At 68.0% G+C, this 16,188-nt stretch carries 19 protein-coding genes; 11 read left to right on the top strand and 8 right to left on the bottom strand.

Annotated features, from left to right (window positions below):
• Positions 1-33 precede the first annotated feature (33 nt).
• Positions 34-876 (top strand): prenyltransferase/squalene oxidase repeat-containing protein, encoded by an 843-nt coding sequence (locus FB475_RS13850; protein WP_141856060.1) that lies wholly within the window; start codon positions 34-36, stop codon positions 874-876.
• On the opposite strand, the gene FB475_RS13845 is transcribed toward FB475_RS13850, so the two are convergent.
• From FB475_RS13845 to FB475_RS13835, 3 genes are all read right to left on the bottom strand, one after another.
• Positions 873-2,294, bottom strand: a complete 1,422-nt coding sequence (locus FB475_RS13845) for an aromatic amino acid lyase (protein WP_141856058.1) — start codon at positions 2,292-2,294, stop codon at positions 873-875. The genes FB475_RS13850 and FB475_RS13845 overlap by 4 nt on opposite strands.
• A 122-nt stretch (positions 2,295-2,416) precedes the next feature.
• Positions 2,417-2,662: a type B 50S ribosomal protein L31 gene (locus FB475_RS13840; RefSeq protein WP_141856056.1), complete on the bottom strand. Its 246-nt coding sequence runs from the start codon at positions 2,660-2,662 to the stop codon at positions 2,417-2,419.
• Positions 2,659-3,723, bottom strand: a complete 1,065-nt coding sequence (locus tag FB475_RS13835) for a CobW family GTP-binding protein (RefSeq protein ID WP_141856054.1) — start codon at positions 3,721-3,723, stop codon at positions 2,659-2,661. Before FB475_RS13835 ends, FB475_RS13840 begins: the two co-directional genes overlap by 4 nt.
• Before the next feature lie 104 nt (positions 3,724-3,827).
• On the opposite strand from FB475_RS13835, the gene rpmG reads away from it, so the two are divergent.
• Complete coding sequence (gene rpmG / locus FB475_RS13830) at positions 3,828-3,995, top strand: 50S ribosomal protein L33 (protein WP_141856052.1); 168 nt, start codon at positions 3,828-3,830, stop codon at positions 3,993-3,995.
• Positions 3,996-4,159: 164 nt separating this feature from the next.
• On the opposite strand, the gene FB475_RS13825 is transcribed toward rpmG, so the two are convergent.
• Positions 4,160-5,305 carry an epoxide hydrolase family protein gene (locus FB475_RS13825; protein ID WP_141856050.1) on the bottom strand — a complete coding sequence of 382 codons (1,146 nt, stop codon included), beginning with the start codon at positions 5,303-5,305 and terminating at the stop codon, positions 4,160-4,162.
• A gap of 47 nt (positions 5,306-5,352) precedes the next feature.
• Between FB475_RS13825 and FB475_RS13820 the strand changes: the two genes are divergently transcribed.
• Positions 5,353-5,946 (top strand): TetR/AcrR family transcriptional regulator, encoded by a 594-nt coding sequence (locus FB475_RS13820; protein ID WP_141856048.1) that lies wholly within the window; start codon positions 5,353-5,355, stop codon positions 5,944-5,946.
• Between the two features lie 256 nt (positions 5,947-6,202).
• On the opposite strand, the gene FB475_RS13815 is transcribed toward FB475_RS13820, so the two are convergent.
• Positions 6,203-6,403 carry a hypothetical protein gene (locus FB475_RS13815; protein WP_141856046.1) on the bottom strand — a complete coding sequence of 67 codons (201 nt, stop codon included), beginning with the start codon at positions 6,401-6,403 and terminating at the stop codon, positions 6,203-6,205.
• Between the two features lie 109 nt (positions 6,404-6,512).
• On the opposite strand from FB475_RS13815, the gene FB475_RS13810 reads away from it, so the two are divergent.
• Genes FB475_RS13810 through FB475_RS13800 form a run of 3 tightly spaced genes read left to right on the top strand, consistent with a single transcriptional unit; the run spans position 6,513 to position 8,191 of the window.
• The gene (locus FB475_RS13810) at positions 6,513-6,779 is read left to right on the top strand and encodes a hypothetical protein (protein ID WP_141856044.1); all 267 of its coding nucleotides are present in this window, start codon (positions 6,513-6,515) and stop codon (positions 6,777-6,779) included.
• The gene (locus FB475_RS13805) at positions 6,776-7,306 is read left to right on the top strand and encodes a DUF6879 family protein (RefSeq protein WP_141856042.1); all 531 of its coding nucleotides are present in this window, start codon (positions 6,776-6,778) and stop codon (positions 7,304-7,306) included. Before FB475_RS13810 ends, FB475_RS13805 begins: the two co-directional genes overlap by 4 nt.
• 18 nt (positions 7,307-7,324) lie before the next feature.
• Positions 7,325-8,191, top strand: a complete 867-nt coding sequence (locus FB475_RS13800) for a Scr1 family TA system antitoxin-like transcriptional regulator (RefSeq protein ID WP_141856041.1) — start codon at positions 7,325-7,327, stop codon at positions 8,189-8,191.
• Between the two features lie 380 nt (positions 8,192-8,571).
• On the opposite strand, the gene FB475_RS13795 is transcribed toward FB475_RS13800, so the two are convergent.
• From FB475_RS13795 to FB475_RS13785, 3 genes are read right to left on the bottom strand one after another with little or no spacing between them, the layout of a single operon-like run.
• Positions 8,572-9,330 (bottom strand): IclR family transcriptional regulator, encoded by a 759-nt coding sequence (locus tag FB475_RS13795; protein WP_141856039.1) that lies wholly within the window; start codon positions 9,328-9,330, stop codon positions 8,572-8,574.
• 20 nt (positions 9,331-9,350) lie between these two features.
• The gene (locus FB475_RS13790) at positions 9,351-9,539 is read right to left on the bottom strand and encodes a hypothetical protein (RefSeq protein ID WP_141856037.1); all 189 of its coding nucleotides are present in this window, start codon (positions 9,537-9,539) and stop codon (positions 9,351-9,353) included.
• Positions 9,536-10,414, bottom strand: coding sequence for a GNAT family N-acetyltransferase (locus tag FB475_RS13785; RefSeq protein WP_238332133.1), 879 nt, complete (start codon positions 10,412-10,414; stop codon positions 9,536-9,538). The genes FB475_RS13790 and FB475_RS13785 overlap by 4 nt, the downstream gene beginning before the upstream one ends.
• 69 nt (positions 10,415-10,483) lie before the next feature.
• On the opposite strand from FB475_RS13785, the gene hutH reads away from it, so the two are divergent.
• The 5 genes from hutH (at position 10,484) to FB475_RS13760 (ending at position 16,176) form a co-directional block, all read left to right on the top strand.
• Positions 10,484-12,064 (top strand): histidine ammonia-lyase, encoded by a 1,581-nt coding sequence (gene hutH / locus FB475_RS13780; protein ID WP_141856035.1) that lies wholly within the window; start codon positions 10,484-10,486, stop codon positions 12,062-12,064.
• Positions 12,065-12,080: 16 nt separating this feature from the next.
• Entirely contained in the window at positions 12,081-13,736 is a 1,656-nt protein-coding gene (gene hutU / locus FB475_RS13775; protein ID WP_141856033.1) for a urocanate hydratase, read from the top strand.
• 136 nt (positions 13,737-13,872) lie between these two features.
• The gene (locus FB475_RS13770; RefSeq protein WP_141856031.1) at positions 13,873-14,871 is read left to right on the top strand and encodes an ABC transporter ATP-binding protein; all 999 of its coding nucleotides are present in this window, start codon (positions 13,873-13,875) and stop codon (positions 14,869-14,871) included.
• Positions 14,868-15,524 (top strand): ABC transporter permease, encoded by a 657-nt coding sequence (locus FB475_RS13765; RefSeq protein ID WP_141856029.1) that lies wholly within the window; start codon positions 14,868-14,870, stop codon positions 15,522-15,524. The genes FB475_RS13770 and FB475_RS13765 overlap by 4 nt, the downstream gene beginning before the upstream one ends.
• A 1-nt stretch (position 15,525) precedes the next feature.
• The gene (locus tag FB475_RS13760) at positions 15,526-16,176 is read left to right on the top strand and encodes an ABC transporter permease (RefSeq protein WP_141856027.1); all 651 of its coding nucleotides are present in this window, start codon (positions 15,526-15,528) and stop codon (positions 16,174-16,176) included.
• Positions 16,177-16,188: the final 12 nt, after the last annotated feature.

Genomic DNA, 16,188 nt, shown 5'->3' with positions numbered 1-16,188 from the left:
GACGGGCGCGTCGGTGTGCGGGAGGGTAGAGACATGGACATCTACACGGCAGGGCGGGATTTCGTACGGCGGGATGCTCGGCTGCTCGAGCGGCGGCTGTTCGCGACGATCTTCGAAGGGGCTGATCCGCACGGCGTGGTCGACGCGCTGCGCGGGTTCCAGAACGCCGACGGGGGATTCGGGTGGGGGCTGGAGCCGGACAAGCGCTGCCCGGACAGCCTGCCGCTGGACGTCGAGGTCGCGTTCGACACGCTGCTCGCGGCCGGTGCCCGCGACGACGACATGGTCCGCCGAGCCGTCGACTGGCTCGAGTCGGTGGCCACGCCGGAAGGCGCCGTACCGCTGTGTGGTCCGGCCGTCGAGGGCTACCCGCGCGCGGAACACATCGCCGAATGGACGTACCAGCCCGACGTGAACCCGACCGCGGGCCTCGTCGGACGGCTGCACAAGCTCGGCATCGAGCACCCGTGGCGCGACAAGGCGAGCGCCTGGTGCGCAACCCGGATCGCCCAGGGCTTTCCCGAGGACGCGCACGGTATGCACGAGGTCCTCGAGTACCTCGAACACACCGGCGACGCCGACTTCGACCAGGTCCGCGAGTGGCTGCCCAAACTCCAGCACTACCGCGCCGACGCCGCCGACCCGACGTACGGCGTGACGCCGCTGCAGTTCGCGCCGACACCCGACAGCTACTGGCGTCCCCTCTTCACCGACGAACAACTCGACGCCCACCTGGACCGCATGATCGCTGACCAGCAACCCGACGGCGGCTGGGCCATCACCTGGGAACCCCCAGGCCCAGCCGCGACCCTCGAATACCGCGGCATCGTCACCGTCGGCGCCCTCCGCACACTGAAGGCGTACAACCGGCTCTAACCGGCTTCCGCTGGGTGTTCGACCTGGCGGTCGCCCCATTGGGTGAGTAGGCCGCGGGCGATCTCCAGATCCTCTCGGAGGGAACGGTCGGTCAGGTCGCCCGGGAGTGCGGTGAGTGCGTCGGCCAGCCACGGGCCGATCGCCGCGGGTGCGAGGTCGTCGGGCGTGAGGCCGGCCAGGCGGATCGCGCGAACTGCGGTGACGAGCTCGCTGGCGAGTACTTCGCGGAGCGCGTCGAGCAACTGCTTCGTCAGCGCGGCGGCCTGTGGGGCGAAGCTCGCGTGCAGCTCGGCGCCGCGGGACAAGGTCGCGGTACCGAGCGTGGCGGGCTGGGCGGCGGCGCGGACGGACGCCAGCGCGTCGTGGGCGACGTACTCGATCATCATCACACCCGAGCTCGCCTCGGCGCCGCTGGCGAGGAAGCGGCTGAGGCCGGTGTAATCGGGGTCGACGAGGTTCGCGACGCGGGTCGTGGACAGCGTGGCGACGCTGTGCAGGCTGAGCCGGAGCGAGTCCAGCGCGAGCGCGATCGGCATCGCGTGCCAGTTGCCGTTGTGCAGTACGGTGTCGCCGGCAACCAACGGGTTCTCGGCGGCGGCGTTGATGTCGATCCGGACACTGTTGCCCAGAGCATCGCAATGGTCGACGGCGGGTCCCAGTACTTGCGCGAAAGCCCTTAGGCCGAAGGGATCCTGGACGCGGACAGGTTTCAGCGGGAGACCGTCGAGCAGCTCGCGCATTCGCCGCGCGACCCGCAGTTGGCCGGGTTGCGGGCGGGCCTCGTGGACGCGCACGTCGTACACCTCGGCGTTGCCGCGGAGCGCGACATGGGTCAGGGCGCCGACCAGCGGTACGACGTTGATCAGCGTGGACGCTTCAACGTACGCGAGACAGCATTCGGCCAGCGTGAATGCGTTGCTGGACAGCAGGGGGAGCGCGCTGGTGCCGTCGATGACGTCGCCGAGCGCGAGTCCGAGTTCGGCGAGCGGGCCGAGGTCGCCGGTACCGATCGCGCCGCCGCGGTGCAGGTCGGGGAGGTCGTCGGTGTTGAGCAGGCCGACGATCGCGTCGGCGACCTCGGGTTCGAGGCCGGATCCGCCGGCCGCGAGCTGGTTGACGCGGATCAGCAGTCCGAGCCGTACGACGTCCTTCGGGTACGACGTCGTACCGGTCGTGGAGTGCGACGCGAGCAGGCGCGCGCCATGCTCCGGGTCGGCCGTCAGTACGTCGCGGTTCGCGCCGACGCCGGTGGTCCGCCCGTACACCGCACGCCGCGACGCCACCTCGGCGACCACCCGCGCCGACTCGTGCATCCGCTTCCGCGCGTCGTCACTCAGGCGCACCGCCGTACGCCGCTGCCCCAACGCCACCGCCTCCAGCGGCGCCAACCCAGCCCCACCGAGCTCGACCGGTTCCATCCCGTCATTGTCAGACCCTCACCCGCCCACCGGTAACTGGCGCGCAGACGTCCCCGTCTGAGATCTGAGACAAAAACAGCCCGTCACCCTCGGTGGAGGTGACGGGCTGGTTGTTGGTGCTGTTACTTCTGGCCGTAGCGCCTCTTGAACTTCTCCACCCGGCCCTGGGTGTCCATCACGCGCTGCTGGCCCGTGTAGAACGGGTGGCTCGCCGACGAGATCTCGACGTCGACGACGGGATAGGTGTTCCCGTCTGTCCAGACGACGGTCTCGTTGCTCTCGCGGGTCGAACCGGTGAGGAAGCTGAAGTCGCCGGACTTGTCCCGGAAGACGACCCGGCGGTAGTCGGGGTGAATGTCCTTCTTCATGCTGCGGTACTTCCTTCCAAGTAGGGAGCGAACGGGTCGGTCAGGGGGTGGACCGCTTCGTCCGCACGGAGGACACAACCATCGAGGCGGTCCTGTAATTCCCGGACGTCCAGCTCGGTGCCGGTGAGCGACAGGTACGACGCGCGGTCGCCGTACTCGGGGTGCCACTCCAGCGCCGAGCGGGCCTGGTGCTGCTGCCCGACGGACGGCCAGCGGTCCGCGGGGAGGTCGGCGAGCCACGGACCGAGCACGCCGATCGAGATGTTCGACCCGAAGCTGTCCCAGCTCAACCGGTGCCGGTGCTGGGTCGCGATCCACAGCGTCCCGCGCCCGCGGACCGTCCCGGCGACCAGGTCCTCGAGGGCGTCGTACAGCCGCTCCGGATGGAACGGCCGGTTGCTCTGCCAGACGAACGTCAGCCCGTCGACAGGCGCCGCGATCGAACCCGGCTCGACCGGGGTCGGGGCGGGACGCCGTACGTCGAGGAGCCCGGCCGGACTGGTCCGGATCAGCAGGTTCGGGTTGATCGCCTGCACCAGGTCGCGGGCTTCTTCGCTGACGACGGCCACGTTGGCGTATTCGAGTTGGCGTACGACGACCTCGGCGACTGCCCGTCCGTCCTCGGCGGCGGTTGAGATGCCGCGATCTCTCAGCAGATCCTCGCCGGTCAGGTCGGCGGCTGTTGTCTTCGGGTCGAGGGTGGTGACGACCGTGGTGAGGCGAAGATCCGGGTGCTGGGCGAGCTCGGTCGCGATCGCCCGGGTGTCGCCGGCGGCCGGGACGTCGACGATCGCCATGTCGTACCGCTCGACGGCCGCGATGCTGGCGAGCAGTTGGGTGAGCGAACCGCGCATCGCGCAGGACACGCACGGATGCGCCAGCGTGATCACCTCACGATCGATCACTCCGGTCGCGGTCCGGGCGGTCCGGACGACGGCGCTCAGGTCGCGTACGTCGTACTCCACCAGGACGCCGGACGCTCCGGCCTCGGCCAGCAGATTCCCCGCGACGGCCCCTCGAACCGCGGCGCCAAGGCCTGTCACCAAGGTCACCGGCAGCATCGACTCTCCTCATCTTGTTGAAAACGATTACCAATACAAAGTACCCTGCCGGACGGAATGCCCGCCACCCCGCCGGCGTTCTGTCTGACGAAAGAAAGGACAGCATGGCCAAGCGCAACGACCTCCGCCCGATCATCAAACTCCGCAGCACGGCGGGCACCGGCTACACCTACGTAACCCGCAAGAACCGCCGAAACAATCCCGACCGACTGGTCATCCGCAAGTACGACCCCACCCTCCGCGCCCACGCGGACTTCCGCGAAGAGCGCTGAAGGGGCTAGGCAGGCTCGCGCATCCGCGTGCGATCGCGCCCCGGCGGTCGCACGCCCGCGCCTGATGGCGCCCAGCGCCAATACCAGCCCCGCCGCCCACTACTCCGAGCGCCGAGGCTCCTCGTGACAACCGTCTCCTCCGGCTCCTCCCGGGGGAGACGCCGTTAGGAGCGAAGGGTCCGCAGGCCGGTGCGGATCTCGCTGACCAGGATCTCGGGCTGTTCCAGGGCAGCGAAGTGTCCGCCCTTGTCAGCCTCGCGGTAATGGATCAGATTGCTGTAGGTGTCTTCGATCCAGCTCCGCGGTAGGCGCGGGATGTCCTTCGGGAAGACCGTCACCGCAACCGGAAGCGTTAGCTTCGGGCCGGCAAAAGTGGCCGAGTTGTTCTCCCAGTAGATGCGGCCCGACGACGCTGCGCTGTTGGTGAACCAGTACAGAGAGATCGCGTCGAGCATGTCGTCCATGCTGAGAGCGTCCTCGGCGAGCCCGCGGTTGTCGGTCTTGGACTGGAACTTCTCGTAGATCCAGGCCGCCTGGCCAGCGGGAGAGTCTGCCAGGGCAAATCCCACGGTCTCCGGCTTCGTCCGCTGAAGGTGGTTCGACCCACCGAGTTCGCCGGTGTAGAGGGCGAGGGTCTCCACGGCGTGGCGCTGTTCGGGCGACAACGTGTCGGGTATCTGTGCGGGGAAGGCGTACTGGGTGTTCAGGTGAATGCCCAGCAGCCCCTCAGGTTGCATGGACCCGAGCATGGTGGTGATGACGGCGCCCCAATCGCCGCCTTGCGCCGCCCAGTGCGTGTAGCCGAGACGCTTCATCAGTTCGGCCCAGGCTCTTGCAATGCGCGATACGGTCCAGCCTGTCTCCCTGGGCTTCCCGGAGAATCCGAACCCGGGGAGCGACGGTACGACGACGTCGAACGAGTCGGCGGCGTCTCCGCCGTACGAGACCGGATCGGTCAGCGGGCCGATCAGCTTCAGGAATTCGACGATCGAGCCCGGCCAGCCGTGCGTGAGGATCAGCGGCATCGCGCCCGGGTTCTTCGACCTGACGTGGATGAAGTGGATGTCCAGCCCGTCGATCTCGGTCAGGAACTGCGGGAAGCGGTTGAGCTCGGACTCGAACCGCCGCCAGTCGTACTCGTGCTCCCAGTAGTCGACCAAGGACCTGGCGTTCGCCGCCCGGACCCCTTGCGACCAGTCGGCGACCGTTTCCGGATCGGGCCATCGAGTTCTGGCCAGTCGCTGCTTCAGGTCGTCGATCTCCGCATCCGGGATCGAGACGCTGAACGGGCGGACCTCTTCGTTGCACATGGGTGTGCAGTCTATTTCATTACACACCGGTGTGCAATGATGGCGTCGTGCCCACCGAGTCCTCCCGTGCGCGCTCGATGATCGAGACCCGCGACCGCATCCTCGATGTCGCCCTCGAGGTGCTGGGCGACAACCCCGATGCCGGGATGGGTGACATCGCCTCCGCGGCCGGCGTCGTCCGTCGTACGGTCTACGGTCACTTCCCGTCGCGCCTCGACCTGGTGCGGACACTCACCGAACGAGCCGTCGCCGAGATGACCGCCGTACTCACCGAGGCCGCTGCCGCCGACGCAGAACCGGACGCCGCGTGGGCCGAATTCGTCTCCCGCGTCTGGCCGGTGGCGCACCGCTACCGAGTCCTGCTGGCACTACGCCGCGGCGAGTACGGTGCCGCGATCCACAGCCTCCTCGGCCCACTCGACGACCTCCTCACCACCCTCGTCGAACGAGGCCAACACGCCAACGTGTTCGCGAGGCACCTCCCCGCGGCCGTTCTGAGTCAGATTGCCTACAGCGTGGTCTTCACCATCGCCGACAACGCCCGCGCGGACCCAACCCTCAACACCCAAACCGCCACAATCACAAGCCTCCTGACCCTAGGAGTCCCCGAGCCCCGCGCAACCACCCTCGCCGACAGCTAACCCCAAGCAGGACGCCACCCCGGCCTAGGCCCTGGCATGCCCGCGATCCGATTCAGTCGGATCGGAGAGGCCCGTCGTACCCGAGGCGCGCAGCACCGGCCACCCGCGATCGGTCAGCCGAACCGGTCGTCGCTCTGCTGCTGGCTCGAGCAGCCGCCGAATCAACCGCACGGTCTCCTTTGGGTCACGCCGCTCGCTCAGAACCCGGCGTACGGCGTCAAGTACGGCGACGGCTTCCTCGTTCACGCCTGGCCCATCAGTCGTCGAGCCAGTGCAGCCTGCCGACGGTCTGATGGCATCCGTGGTGCCGACCGAGCGTGCACGGTTGATGGGTGGCCGGGTGGACGCCGTCGCAGGAGGCGTCCGGTGGACGCTCGACGAACCAGCGGCGATCGCCAGCGGAAGCTCCCTCGATCGAGACACCACCTGACCGGCCTTTCGTGCGGTCGTTCGTCATCGGATCACCCCTTCGGACGGCATCGATGTCCGCATTCTACCCATTTCTACCCACAAGCGTATGGGTATAGTCGGGTCATTGACATTTACCCACGGCGATGGGTGAATGGTTGGACACCGCCGACAGTCCATTGGAGAACCTCGTGGCACTACGCCTCATTGCTCACGAAGACGCGGAAGACACCACCGACAAGACTGGTTGCGCGCGAATCTGGATCGACGACGCGGACCAGGCCAACGTGCTGGTTCAGCTGTACGAAGCCCCCGACGGCCCAGCGCGGGTCGCGCCCGCAGAGATCCCCGTCGGTGAACTCCTTGGGCGGTTGCCCGTTGAAACGCTCCTCGAGGCGGCCGACGCCATCCGGGCAGGACGATGATCACACCGCTCGACAGCGACAGCTTGATCGAGTTGTACGACGGCGCAAAGCGATCGATCTTCCGGATCGAACTCCAGCAGGTCTACGACTGGCCCGACGAGGCCGACCGCATCGCCGAGTGGCGGGCAACCGGTCAAGTCAGCCCGTCAACCGATGCGCAGTGGCAAGAGGTGGCCGATCAGATCGCGGCCGGCTGCTCGAACACGTTGCTGCACGTCATCGACCTACCGCTGACCGACTACCTGCAGTACGAGTTCGCCGCCTATCAGGCGAACAACCTGAGGGCCGGTCAGGACGTCCGGATCGCCCTCCGTAACAGCCATCCCGTCCTCGCAGCGATCCCTTCGGAGTTCGCGTTGTTCGACGACACCGTCGTCTGGTACCGCTACAACATGGAGACCGGTGTCAAACTCGGCTGGGAGCTGGACGACGATCCCGCCGTACTCGCGTCCTGCAAGGGGTATCGCGATGTCGCGATGGAGCACTCCAAGCCGTTGATGGAGTTCATCGGAGATCTGAAGGGCTGACCGACAGTCGAACCACACCTGTACGCCAGTGAAGTAGCAGCCCATCAGGTAAGGCTCGGTGGGCTGCTGCGTGCTGCCCGGAAGTTGGCCGGCGTGTCAGGTGAGAGGCTTGCGGCTCAGCTCGCCATCTCACAGTCGAAGCTGTCCCGCATAGAGCTCGGTCAATCCGCTGTCGCCCCGGAACTCGCTCGGCGATGGACAGCGGCATGCGAACTCGATCAGGAGCGTGCTGAGGAGATCAACGCTCTCGCCGAGCGCATCGCGACGGATGTCTATCCAGCGCCGTGGCATGGCCGCATCAAGGGCGGGGTCGCCCGATTGCAGCGAGATGTGGCCGACCTCGAAGCCACCGGACGGCTGCACCTGGACTGGCACCCGCGGCTGGTCCAAGGCCTTTTGCAGACTCCGGCTTACGCAAGGGAGATCATCGCCGGCGCCCACCCTCACGACCCAGAGCTCAGCGCCGCCGTCGCCGCCCGGATGGCCCGCCAGAGCCTGCTCTACGATCCGACGACAACCCTTCGGTTTCTGATCGGTGAGGCGGCGCTTCGCTGGCCGATTGCGACGGTGCCCGCGTTGATCGGTCAGTTGGACAGGCTGCTGCTGTTTGCCTCCGACGGCACTGTCGACTTCGGCATTGTCCCGTTCGAGGTTCCATTCGGAGCGTTCTCCTATCACGCCTGGAGCATTCTCGCCGAGCGAGATCACGGCGAACCCGATTTGGTCGAGATCGGTCTCGAGACCGCGAAGGTGGACATCACGGATCCTGAACAGACGGCCGCTTACCGGGATGCGTTCGAGCGAATGTCGGTCGTGGCGCTGAAGGGTGACGCGGCGGTGTCATTCATCCGTGGGATCCGTCAGGAGTTGCGCGCCCGGTTGTAGCCCGATCCGGGTCGGGCGAGTCCTCACGCAGAGCCTCGCAGTCACTCGCGAGCGCCAGCGAGCAACCTAGTCGGCGGCAGCCGACAACTTCCCGGCGGCAGCCGGATGTCGCGGCGGGAGCCGCAGTTGGTCGGCGGTAGCCGACAACTTCCCGGCGGTAGCCGGATACCGCGGCGGGAGCCGCAGCTCCTCGGCGGCAGCCGACAAACTCCCGGCGGTAGCCGGAAGGGGATGTACCGCGCTAAGCGGGGGGTGGGTGGGAGTGTGCGGAGTGGGCGCGGTGAGGAGCGGAGCGACGAAGTAAGCGCCCGCGGAGCACGCGGGGTCGTTCCCAGTACCTCGGTTGTCAGCCACCAGCAGCCCGTCCCCTGGCAGCTCTTCTACCCGTGGAGGCGGCGGGTCAGGGCCTTGGCGGCTTGGCGGATTTTGTGGGCCAGGTGGGGGCGGTCGGCGGGTGGAACGGTGTCGGTGCGGAAGGTGACGCTGATGGCGGCTACCGGGTGGCCGGCGTGGTCGACGGCGGCGCTGGCGACCGACGCCATCCCAGGGGTGATGAAGGAGTCCTCGACAGCGAAGCCCTGGCGTTTTTCGTCGGCGAGGATGCGGCGGAGTTGGCTGAGAGACTGCGGGCCGTGGTCGGTTCGGCGTACGAAGGACTCCGCGGACGGGAACAGCGCGCGGACCTGCGCCGGTGGTAGTTCGGCCAGCAGCGCGCGCCCCGACGCGGTGAGGGTGGCGGGGAGACGTACGCCGACGTCCGTCACCAGCGTCACCGGCCGCGGCGGCTGCTCCTTCAAGAGATAAACAAGCTCCCGACCGTGCAGTACGCCGAGATGCGCGGTCTGCCCCACCTCATGCACGAGCTGCACGAGCAGCGGCCGCGCCAACCGTTCCAGCGGATCGTGCCGCAGGTACGCCGACCCGATCTCGAACGCGGCCACCCCCAGCCCGTACCGCTTCTCCTCCGGCAGATGGACGACGAACCCCTCGTCGATCATTGCCCGCAGCAAGTGGTACGTCGACGAGCGTGGCAACCCGACCGCGGACGCGATGCGCTCCATCGGTACCGGACCCGGCTGGGTGGCCAGGAACGTGAGGACCCGCAACGTACGGGTCGAGGCGGGAACGTTGCCGCTCACAACCGCAGCGTAACGCCCTCTCACACCCCCGACGAGCGTTTGGCAGCACGGCTGCGCCGGAGCCAGAATCGAAAACCCTCGCCGAGAACCGCGAGTGCGAACAGACCGCCCGCGATCCCCCAATCGATGAGATCCGGTCCGGACACCGCCAGCCCGACGCCGACGGACAACACCAAGAAGAACGTCAGCGAGATCGCGAGTCGTCTCACAGCGCCTTCTCCGCGGTCCACGCGCCCGACTTCTCCACGTATCCGAGCCAGCGGTTCACCGCGAGCATCGGCTCGTTGGCCGCATCGTTCCCGGTCGAGGCGACGGTGAACCCGGCGTCCCGAGCCCGCGCCAACGCGACCGACTTCACCACCTTCGCGAGCCCGCGCCCGCGCGCCGACAGGATCGTCCCGGTCAGGTTCGACCAGATCACCCCACGGTCCGGATCCGCGGTCGTGGTCACGAACGACAGCACCCGGTCTCCGTCGAGTACGGCGATGCTCAGGTCGTACCGCGTGTCCGGGTTCGCCCAGTGCGTCTCGACCCATTCGTCGTACGACGGTCCGCCCGACAACCCGCTCGGATCGTCGTCCCGCACCTGGACCTCGGCGTCGTACAACTGCACCGGCTCCAGCTCCGCATAGGTCACCAGCCGCAGCCCCTCCGGTACCGGGAGCGGCTCCCGCGCGACAGTCAGATCAGCCGCGGAATGCGTCATCCGCCTCCCGATCGTGAAGCCGCGACGAGTAGCGAACCCAGTCGAGTCGTCGGCCACGGCGACCAGCAACCGCTGGGCCCCGAGCTCCCGCGCCCGTCCCTCGACCGCAGAAAGCAAGGCAGTCCCGATCCCACGCCCGCGATTCGCAGGCGGCACCTGGACAGTGATCCGGACACGCGCCGCCGGCGGCAGGTAGAGATTCGCGTACCCGACCACGTCCGGCCCGTCGACGGCGACCAGTACCTCCTGCGAACGACCGTGCCGCAGCTGCAGTTCGACTGCGCGCGCCGTCTTCACCAACTGCGGCATCGTCGCGGCCCACACCCGGGCGATCCCGACCGCATCCTCCGGCCGTGCCGTCCGGATCTCGAACCCCATGGCAGCCACCCTACGACTACCGAGGGTCGCCATCGCCGTCTCAGATTCGAGACGAAAAGTAGTACGGCGATGCTGTCCCGGGCCGATCGGGCGCGGTGCAATGTTCGGGTGGAACACACAGTGAATGTCGGCATCGGCCCGCTGACCCCGGCCCAGGTGGTCGCGGTCGCGCGGTACGGCGCTCAGGTACGGATCGACGACCAGGCCCTCGAGGAGATCGCGAAGTCGCGCGCCGCGATCGAGGCGCTGGCGCACGCGGACACCCCGCACTACGGCGTCTCGACCGGGTTCGGCGCACTCGCCACCCGGCACATCGCGCCGGAGCTCCGCACCCAGCTGCAACGCAGCCTGATCCGCTCGCACGCGGCCGGCTCGGGCCCCGAGGTCGAGCCTGAGGTCGTCCGCGCGCTCGCGCTGCTCAGACTGTCCACCCTCGCCACCGGCCGGACCGGCGTGAAGGTCGAGACGGCCCAGGCGTACGCCGGTCTGCTGAACGCGCATCTGACGCCGGTCGTGCACGAATACGGCAGCCTCGGCTGCTCGGGTGACCTGGCGCCGCTGTCCCACGTCGCGCTGGCGATCCTGGGCGAGGGCAAGGTCCGCGATGCCGACGGCAACCTTCTCGACGCCGGCGAGGCCCTGGCCCAGCACGGTCTGCAGCCGATCGTGCTCGCGGAGAAGGAAGGCCTCGCGCTGATCAACGGGACCGACGGCATGCTCGGCATGCTGGTCCTCGCGCTGGCCGATCTCGACCGGCTGTTCAAGACCGCCGACCTGGCCGCCGCGATGAGCGTCGAGGCCCAGCTCGGTACCGACCGCGTCTTCGCCGAGGACCTGCAGGCCCTGCGACCGCACCCTGGTCAGGCAAGGGCCGCGGCCAATCTGCGCGCGATCCTCAAGGACAGCGCGATCGTCGCCAGCCACCGCGGCCCGGACTGCAACCGTGTCCAGGACGCGTACTCGCTCCGCTGCTCGCCCCAGGTCCACGGCGCCGCCCGCGACACCGCAGCGCACGCCGCGTCAGTTGCGGAACGCGAACTCCAAGCCGCGATCGACAACCCCGTCGTCCTACCCGACGGGAGGGTCGAGTCCAACGGCAACTTCCACGGCGCCCCGATCGGGTACGTGCTCGACTTCCTCGCGATCGCCGTCGCGGACCTTGCCAGCATCAGCGAACGCCGTACCGACCGCTTCCTCGACGTCGCGCGCAACCACGGCCTGAACGCGTTCCTGGCCGACGATCCGGGCGTCGACAGCGGTCACATGATCGCGCAGTACACCCAGGCCGCGATCGTGTCCGAGCTGAAGCGGCTCGCCGTACCAGCGAGTGTCGACTCGATCCCGAGCAGTGCGATGCAGGAGGACCACGTCTCGATGGGCTGGTCCGCGGCGCGCAAGCTGCGCAAGTCGATCGACGGTCTACAGCGCGTACTCGCGATCGAGATCCTCACCGCCGCGCGGGCCCTGGACCTGCGCGCACCGCTCACCCCGGCTCCGGCGACGGCCGCCGCGCAAGCAGTGCTGCGGCAGTACGTCGAGGGTCCGGCCACCGACCGGTTCCTCGCCCCCGAGCTCGAGCACTCCGTACAACTCGTTGCTAATGGCACCTACATCGAAGCGACCGAGGCCGTCACCGGCCCGCTCCTCTAGAAAGGCTGGATCACCCATGTCCGGACCACGTCCTGTCCGCGCGCCCCGCGGTACCACCCTGACCGCCCGCGGCTGGCAGCAGGAGGCGGCGCTGCGGATGCTGCAGAACAACCTCGACCCGGAGGTCGCCGAGCACCCCGACGAGCTCGTCGTGTACGGCGGTTCCGGCAAGGCTGCCCGCGACTGGAACTCCTTCGACGCGATGGTCCGTACGCTGACCACGCTGAAGGACGACGAGACCATGCTCGTTCAGTCCGGCCGTCCGGTCGGCGTCATGCAGACGCACGAGTGGGCGCCGCGGGTGCTGATCGCGAACTCGAACCTGGTCGGCGACTGGGCCACCTGGGAGGAGTTCCGCAAGCTCGAGGCGATGGGGCTGACGATGTACGGCCAGATGACGGCCGGCTCGTGGATCTACATCGGCACGCAGGGCATCCTGCAGGGTACGTACGAGACGTTCGGTGCGGTCGCCGAGAAGAAGTTCGGCGGCTCGCTGGCCGGTACGATCACGCTCACCGCCGGCCTCGGCGGGATGGGTGGCGCGCAGCCGCTCGCGGTGACGATGAACGACGGCGTGGCGATCTGCATCGACGTCGACGAGTCGCGGATCCAGCGCCGGATCGAGCACCGGTACCTCGACGTACGGGCGTCCTCTGTGGATGAAGCGCTTCAACTCGCGGAAGAGGCCAAGAAGGCGCGCAAGCCCTTGTCCATCGGCGTTCTGGGCAACGCCGCGACGATCGTGCCGGACCTGCTCAAGCGGGGCGCGCCGATCGATGTCGTGACCGACCAGACGTCGGCGCACGACCCGCTGATGTACCTGCCGATCGGCGTCGAGTTCGAGGACTGGGCGACCGCGCGGGAGAAGGACCCGGCCGGGTTCACCGAGCGCGCGCAGGAGTCGATGGCCAAACACGTCCAGGCGATGGTCGAGTTCCAGGACGCGGGCGCCGAGGTGTTCGACTACGGCAACTCGATCCGGGACGAGGCGCGCAAGGCCGGGTACACCCGGGCGTTCGAGTTCCCCGGCTTCGTACCGGCGTACATCCGGCCGCTGTTCTGCGAAGGGAAGGGCCCGTTCCGGTGGGCCGCGCTGTCCGGCAACCCCGCCGACATCGCCCGCACCGATCAAGCGATTCTCGATCTCTTTCCGGACAACGAGCACCTGAGCCGCTGGATCAAGCTGGCCGGCGAGCGGGTCGCGTTCCAGGGTCTGCCGGCCCGGATCTGCTGGCTCGGCCAGGGCGAGCGGGACAAGGCCGGACTCCGGTTCAACGAGCTGGTGGCCTCCGGTGAACTCGAGGCCCCGATCGTGATCGGTCGCGACCACCTGGACACCGGCAGCGTCGCGTCGCCGTACCGGGAGACCGAAGGCATGCTCGACGGCTCGGACGCGATCGCGGACTGGCCGTTGCTGAACGCGATGGTGAACGTGGCCAGCGGCGCGTCCTGGGTGTCGATCCACCACGGCGGCGGCGTCGGCATCGGCCGGTCCATCCACGCCGGCCAGGTGTCGGTTGCCGACGGCACCTACCTGGCCCGGCAGAAGCTGGAGCGGGTCCTCACCAACGACCCGGCGATGGGTGTCATCCGGCACGTCGACGCCGGCTACGACAAAGCCGTCGAGGTGGCGGACGAGAAGGGGGTCAGGATCCCGATGCGGGAGTCCTGACAACTCACAGTATCTCGACCGTTACAGTGCACTTTCACGGGGACTTTCCACGGACCGAGAAACCGTCGGATCGCGTGGCTTCGGTCTCTCGGTCCGCTAGGGTCAATCGGGCGACCAACGAGCGCGAAGGGGCGCCATGATCGAGTTCGAGGACGTCACCAAGCGGTATCCGGACGGCACCGTCGCCGTCGACACGCTGTCCCTGCGGATCCCGAGCAACCAGATCACCGTGTTCGTCGGGCCCTCCGGCTGCGGCAAGACCACGTCGCTGCGGATGATCAACCGGACGATCGAGCGGTCCAGCGGGACGATCTCGATCGACGGCACCGACATCAACTCCCAGGACGCGGTCACCCTGCGACGCGGGATCGGGTACGTGATCCAGAACGCCGGGCTGTTCCCGCACAAGACCGTGGTGGACAACATCGCGACCGTGCCGAAGCTGCTCGGCTGGGACAAGCGCAAAGCCCGCGCTACGGCGATGGAGCTGATCGAACGCGTCGGCCTGGACCCGAAGCTGGCCGAGCGGTATCCGGCCCAGCTGTCCGGTGGCCAGCAGCAACGAGTCGGCGTCGCCCGTGCGCTGGCGGCCGATCCGGCGATCATGCTGATGGACGAGCCGTTCAGCGCGGTCGACCCGATCGTGCGGCACCAGCTGCAGGAGGAGCTGCTCCGGCTGCAGCGCGACATCGGCAAGACGATCGTGTTCGTCACGCACGACATCGACGAGGCGATCAAGCTCGGCGACAACGTCGCCGTCCTGCAGGTCGGCGGCAAGCTGGCCCAGTTCGCCCCACCGGCCGAACTCCTCGCGAACCCCGCCGACGACTTCGTCCGCGGCTTCGTCGGGCAGGACCGCGGTTACCGCGCCCTGACGTTCATCTACACCGATCAGCTCACCGTGCAGCCGTTGCCGGACGACCTCGCGCTGAACGACGGCGTACCGGTCGGTTGGCGGAACGGGTCCGAAGAGATCGAGCCTGTGGGTGCGGTCTTCAAGCGTGGCGATTCCCTCCGCGCGGCGCTGGACGCCGTACTGACGTCCCCGAACGGATTGGGTGTCGTGGTCGATGACGAAGGCCGCGCCGTCGGCGTTGTCGACCAAGGATCCGTTGCGGAAGCGCTCCGCTCATGACGTGGATCGGTGACAACCTCGGTCTGATCTGGGAACAGTTGCGCGAGCACCTCTATCTGGCGATCGTCCCGGTGATCCTCGGTCTGATCATCTCGATTCCGCTCGGGTACGTCGCGACGCGCTACTCCTGGCTGGCGAATCCGCTGATCGCGTTCGGCGGTCTGCTGTACTCGCTGCCGTCGATCGCGCTGTTCATCGTGCTGCCGGCGATCCTCGGGACGAAAGTCCTGTCCACGCTGAACATCATCGTGGCGCTGACCATCTATACGGTGTCGCTGCTGATCCGGAACGTGATCGACGGACTCCGTTCGGTACCGCCCGACGTCCGGCAGTCCGCGATCGCCGTCGGGTACGGCGCTCTGCACCGGCTGATCGCAGTCGACCTGCCGATCGCCGTACCGGTGATCTTCACGGGGCTCCGGGTGGTGACCGTCGCGAACATCTCGATGGTGAGCGTCGGCGCGGTGATCGGGATCGGCGGCCTGGGCGAGCTGTTCACGCTCGGCTTCCAGAAGGACTTCCTCACCCCGGTCGTCGTCGGCGTGGTGCTGTCCCTGGCCCTGGCACTGCTCGCGGACCTCGTACTGGTGACCTTGCAACGGGCGCTCACTCCCTGGGCCCGGGTCGCCCGGCCTGTGGCGGAGGTGGTCTGACATGTGGCAGTACCTGACCGACCCGTTCAACTGGTCCGGTAACGAAGGCATCTGGGCCCGGATCCTCCAGCACCTCTGGTACACGTTTGCCGCGCTCGGTCTGTCCGTCCTGATCGGGCTGCCGATCGGGTTGCGGATCGGGCACACCCGGCGGGGCGCGTTCCTGGCGATCAACGCCGGCAACGCGGCCCGGGCGCTGCCGAGCCTCGGACTGCTGATGCTCGCGGTGCTGCTCACCAACCAGATCGGCTTCCTGCCGGTGCTGATCGCGCTGGTCGCGCTGGGCATCCCGCCGATCCTCGCCTCGACGTACGCCGGGATCTCAGGTGTCGATCCGGCGACGATCGACGCCGCGCGGGGGATGGGGATGACCGGACGCGAGATCCTGACCAAGGTGGAGATCCCGATCGCGATGCCGTTGATCATCTCGGGCGTGCGGAGCGCGACGCTGCAGATCGTGTCCACCGCGACGATCGCGGCGTTGGTCTCGCTCGGCGGCCTCGGCCGGTACGTGATCGACGGGCTGAAGCTGCGCGACTTCCCGCAGATGTTCACCGGGGCGCTGCTGGTGGCCCTGCTCGCGCTGCTGCTGGACGCCCTGTTCGCGCTGATCGGAAGGCTCACCGTCTCGCCGGGGCTGAAACTCGGCTGAACTGTCCGACCG

This window comes from Kribbella jejuensis (assembly GCF_006715085.1).
GTDB lineage: Bacteria > Actinomycetota > Actinomycetes > Propionibacteriales > Kribbellaceae > Kribbella > Kribbella jejuensis.
Note: the sequence above shows the minus strand (reverse complement) of the source record. Positions and strands in the feature narration are given on the sequence as shown.

Coding starts and splice junctions, on each gene's coding strand:
- FB475_RS13770 (WP_141856031.1), top strand. CDS start 13,873: ATGATCGAGTTCGAGGACGTCACCAAGCGGTATCCGGACGGCACCGTC.
- FB475_RS13805 (WP_141856042.1), top strand. CDS start 6,776: ATGATCACACCGCTCGACAGCGACAGCTTGATCGAGTTGTACGACGGC.
- FB475_RS13785 (WP_238332133.1), bottom strand. CDS start 10,414: ATGGGGTTCGAGATCCGGACGGCACGGCCGGAGGATGCGGTCGGGATC.
- FB475_RS13765 (WP_141856029.1), top strand. CDS start 14,868: ATGACGTGGATCGGTGACAACCTCGGTCTGATCTGGGAACAGTTGCGC.
- FB475_RS13850 (WP_141856060.1), top strand. CDS start 34: ATGGACATCTACACGGCAGGGCGGGATTTCGTACGGCGGGATGCTCGG.
- hutU (WP_141856033.1), top strand. CDS start 12,081: ATGTCCGGACCACGTCCTGTCCGCGCGCCCCGCGGTACCACCCTGACC.
- FB475_RS13835 (WP_141856054.1), bottom strand. CDS start 3,723: ATGCTGCCGGTGACCTTGGTGACAGGCCTTGGCGCCGCGGTTCGAGGG.
- FB475_RS13845 (WP_141856058.1), bottom strand. CDS start 2,294: ATGGAACCGGTCGAGCTCGGTGGGGCTGGGTTGGCGCCGCTGGAGGCG.
- FB475_RS13760 (WP_141856027.1), top strand. CDS start 15,526: ATGTGGCAGTACCTGACCGACCCGTTCAACTGGTCCGGTAACGAAGGC.
- FB475_RS13840 (WP_141856056.1), bottom strand. CDS start 2,662: ATGAAGAAGGACATTCACCCCGACTACCGCCGGGTCGTCTTCCGGGAC.
- FB475_RS13815 (WP_141856046.1), bottom strand. CDS start 6,403: ATGACGAACGACCGCACGAAAGGCCGGTCAGGTGGTGTCTCGATCGAG.
- FB475_RS13825 (WP_141856050.1), bottom strand. CDS start 5,305: ATGTGCAACGAAGAGGTCCGCCCGTTCAGCGTCTCGATCCCGGATGCG.
- rpmG (WP_141856052.1), top strand. CDS start 3,828: ATGGCCAAGCGCAACGACCTCCGCCCGATCATCAAACTCCGCAGCACG.
- hutH (WP_141856035.1), top strand. CDS start 10,484: ATGCTGTCCCGGGCCGATCGGGCGCGGTGCAATGTTCGGGTGGAACAC.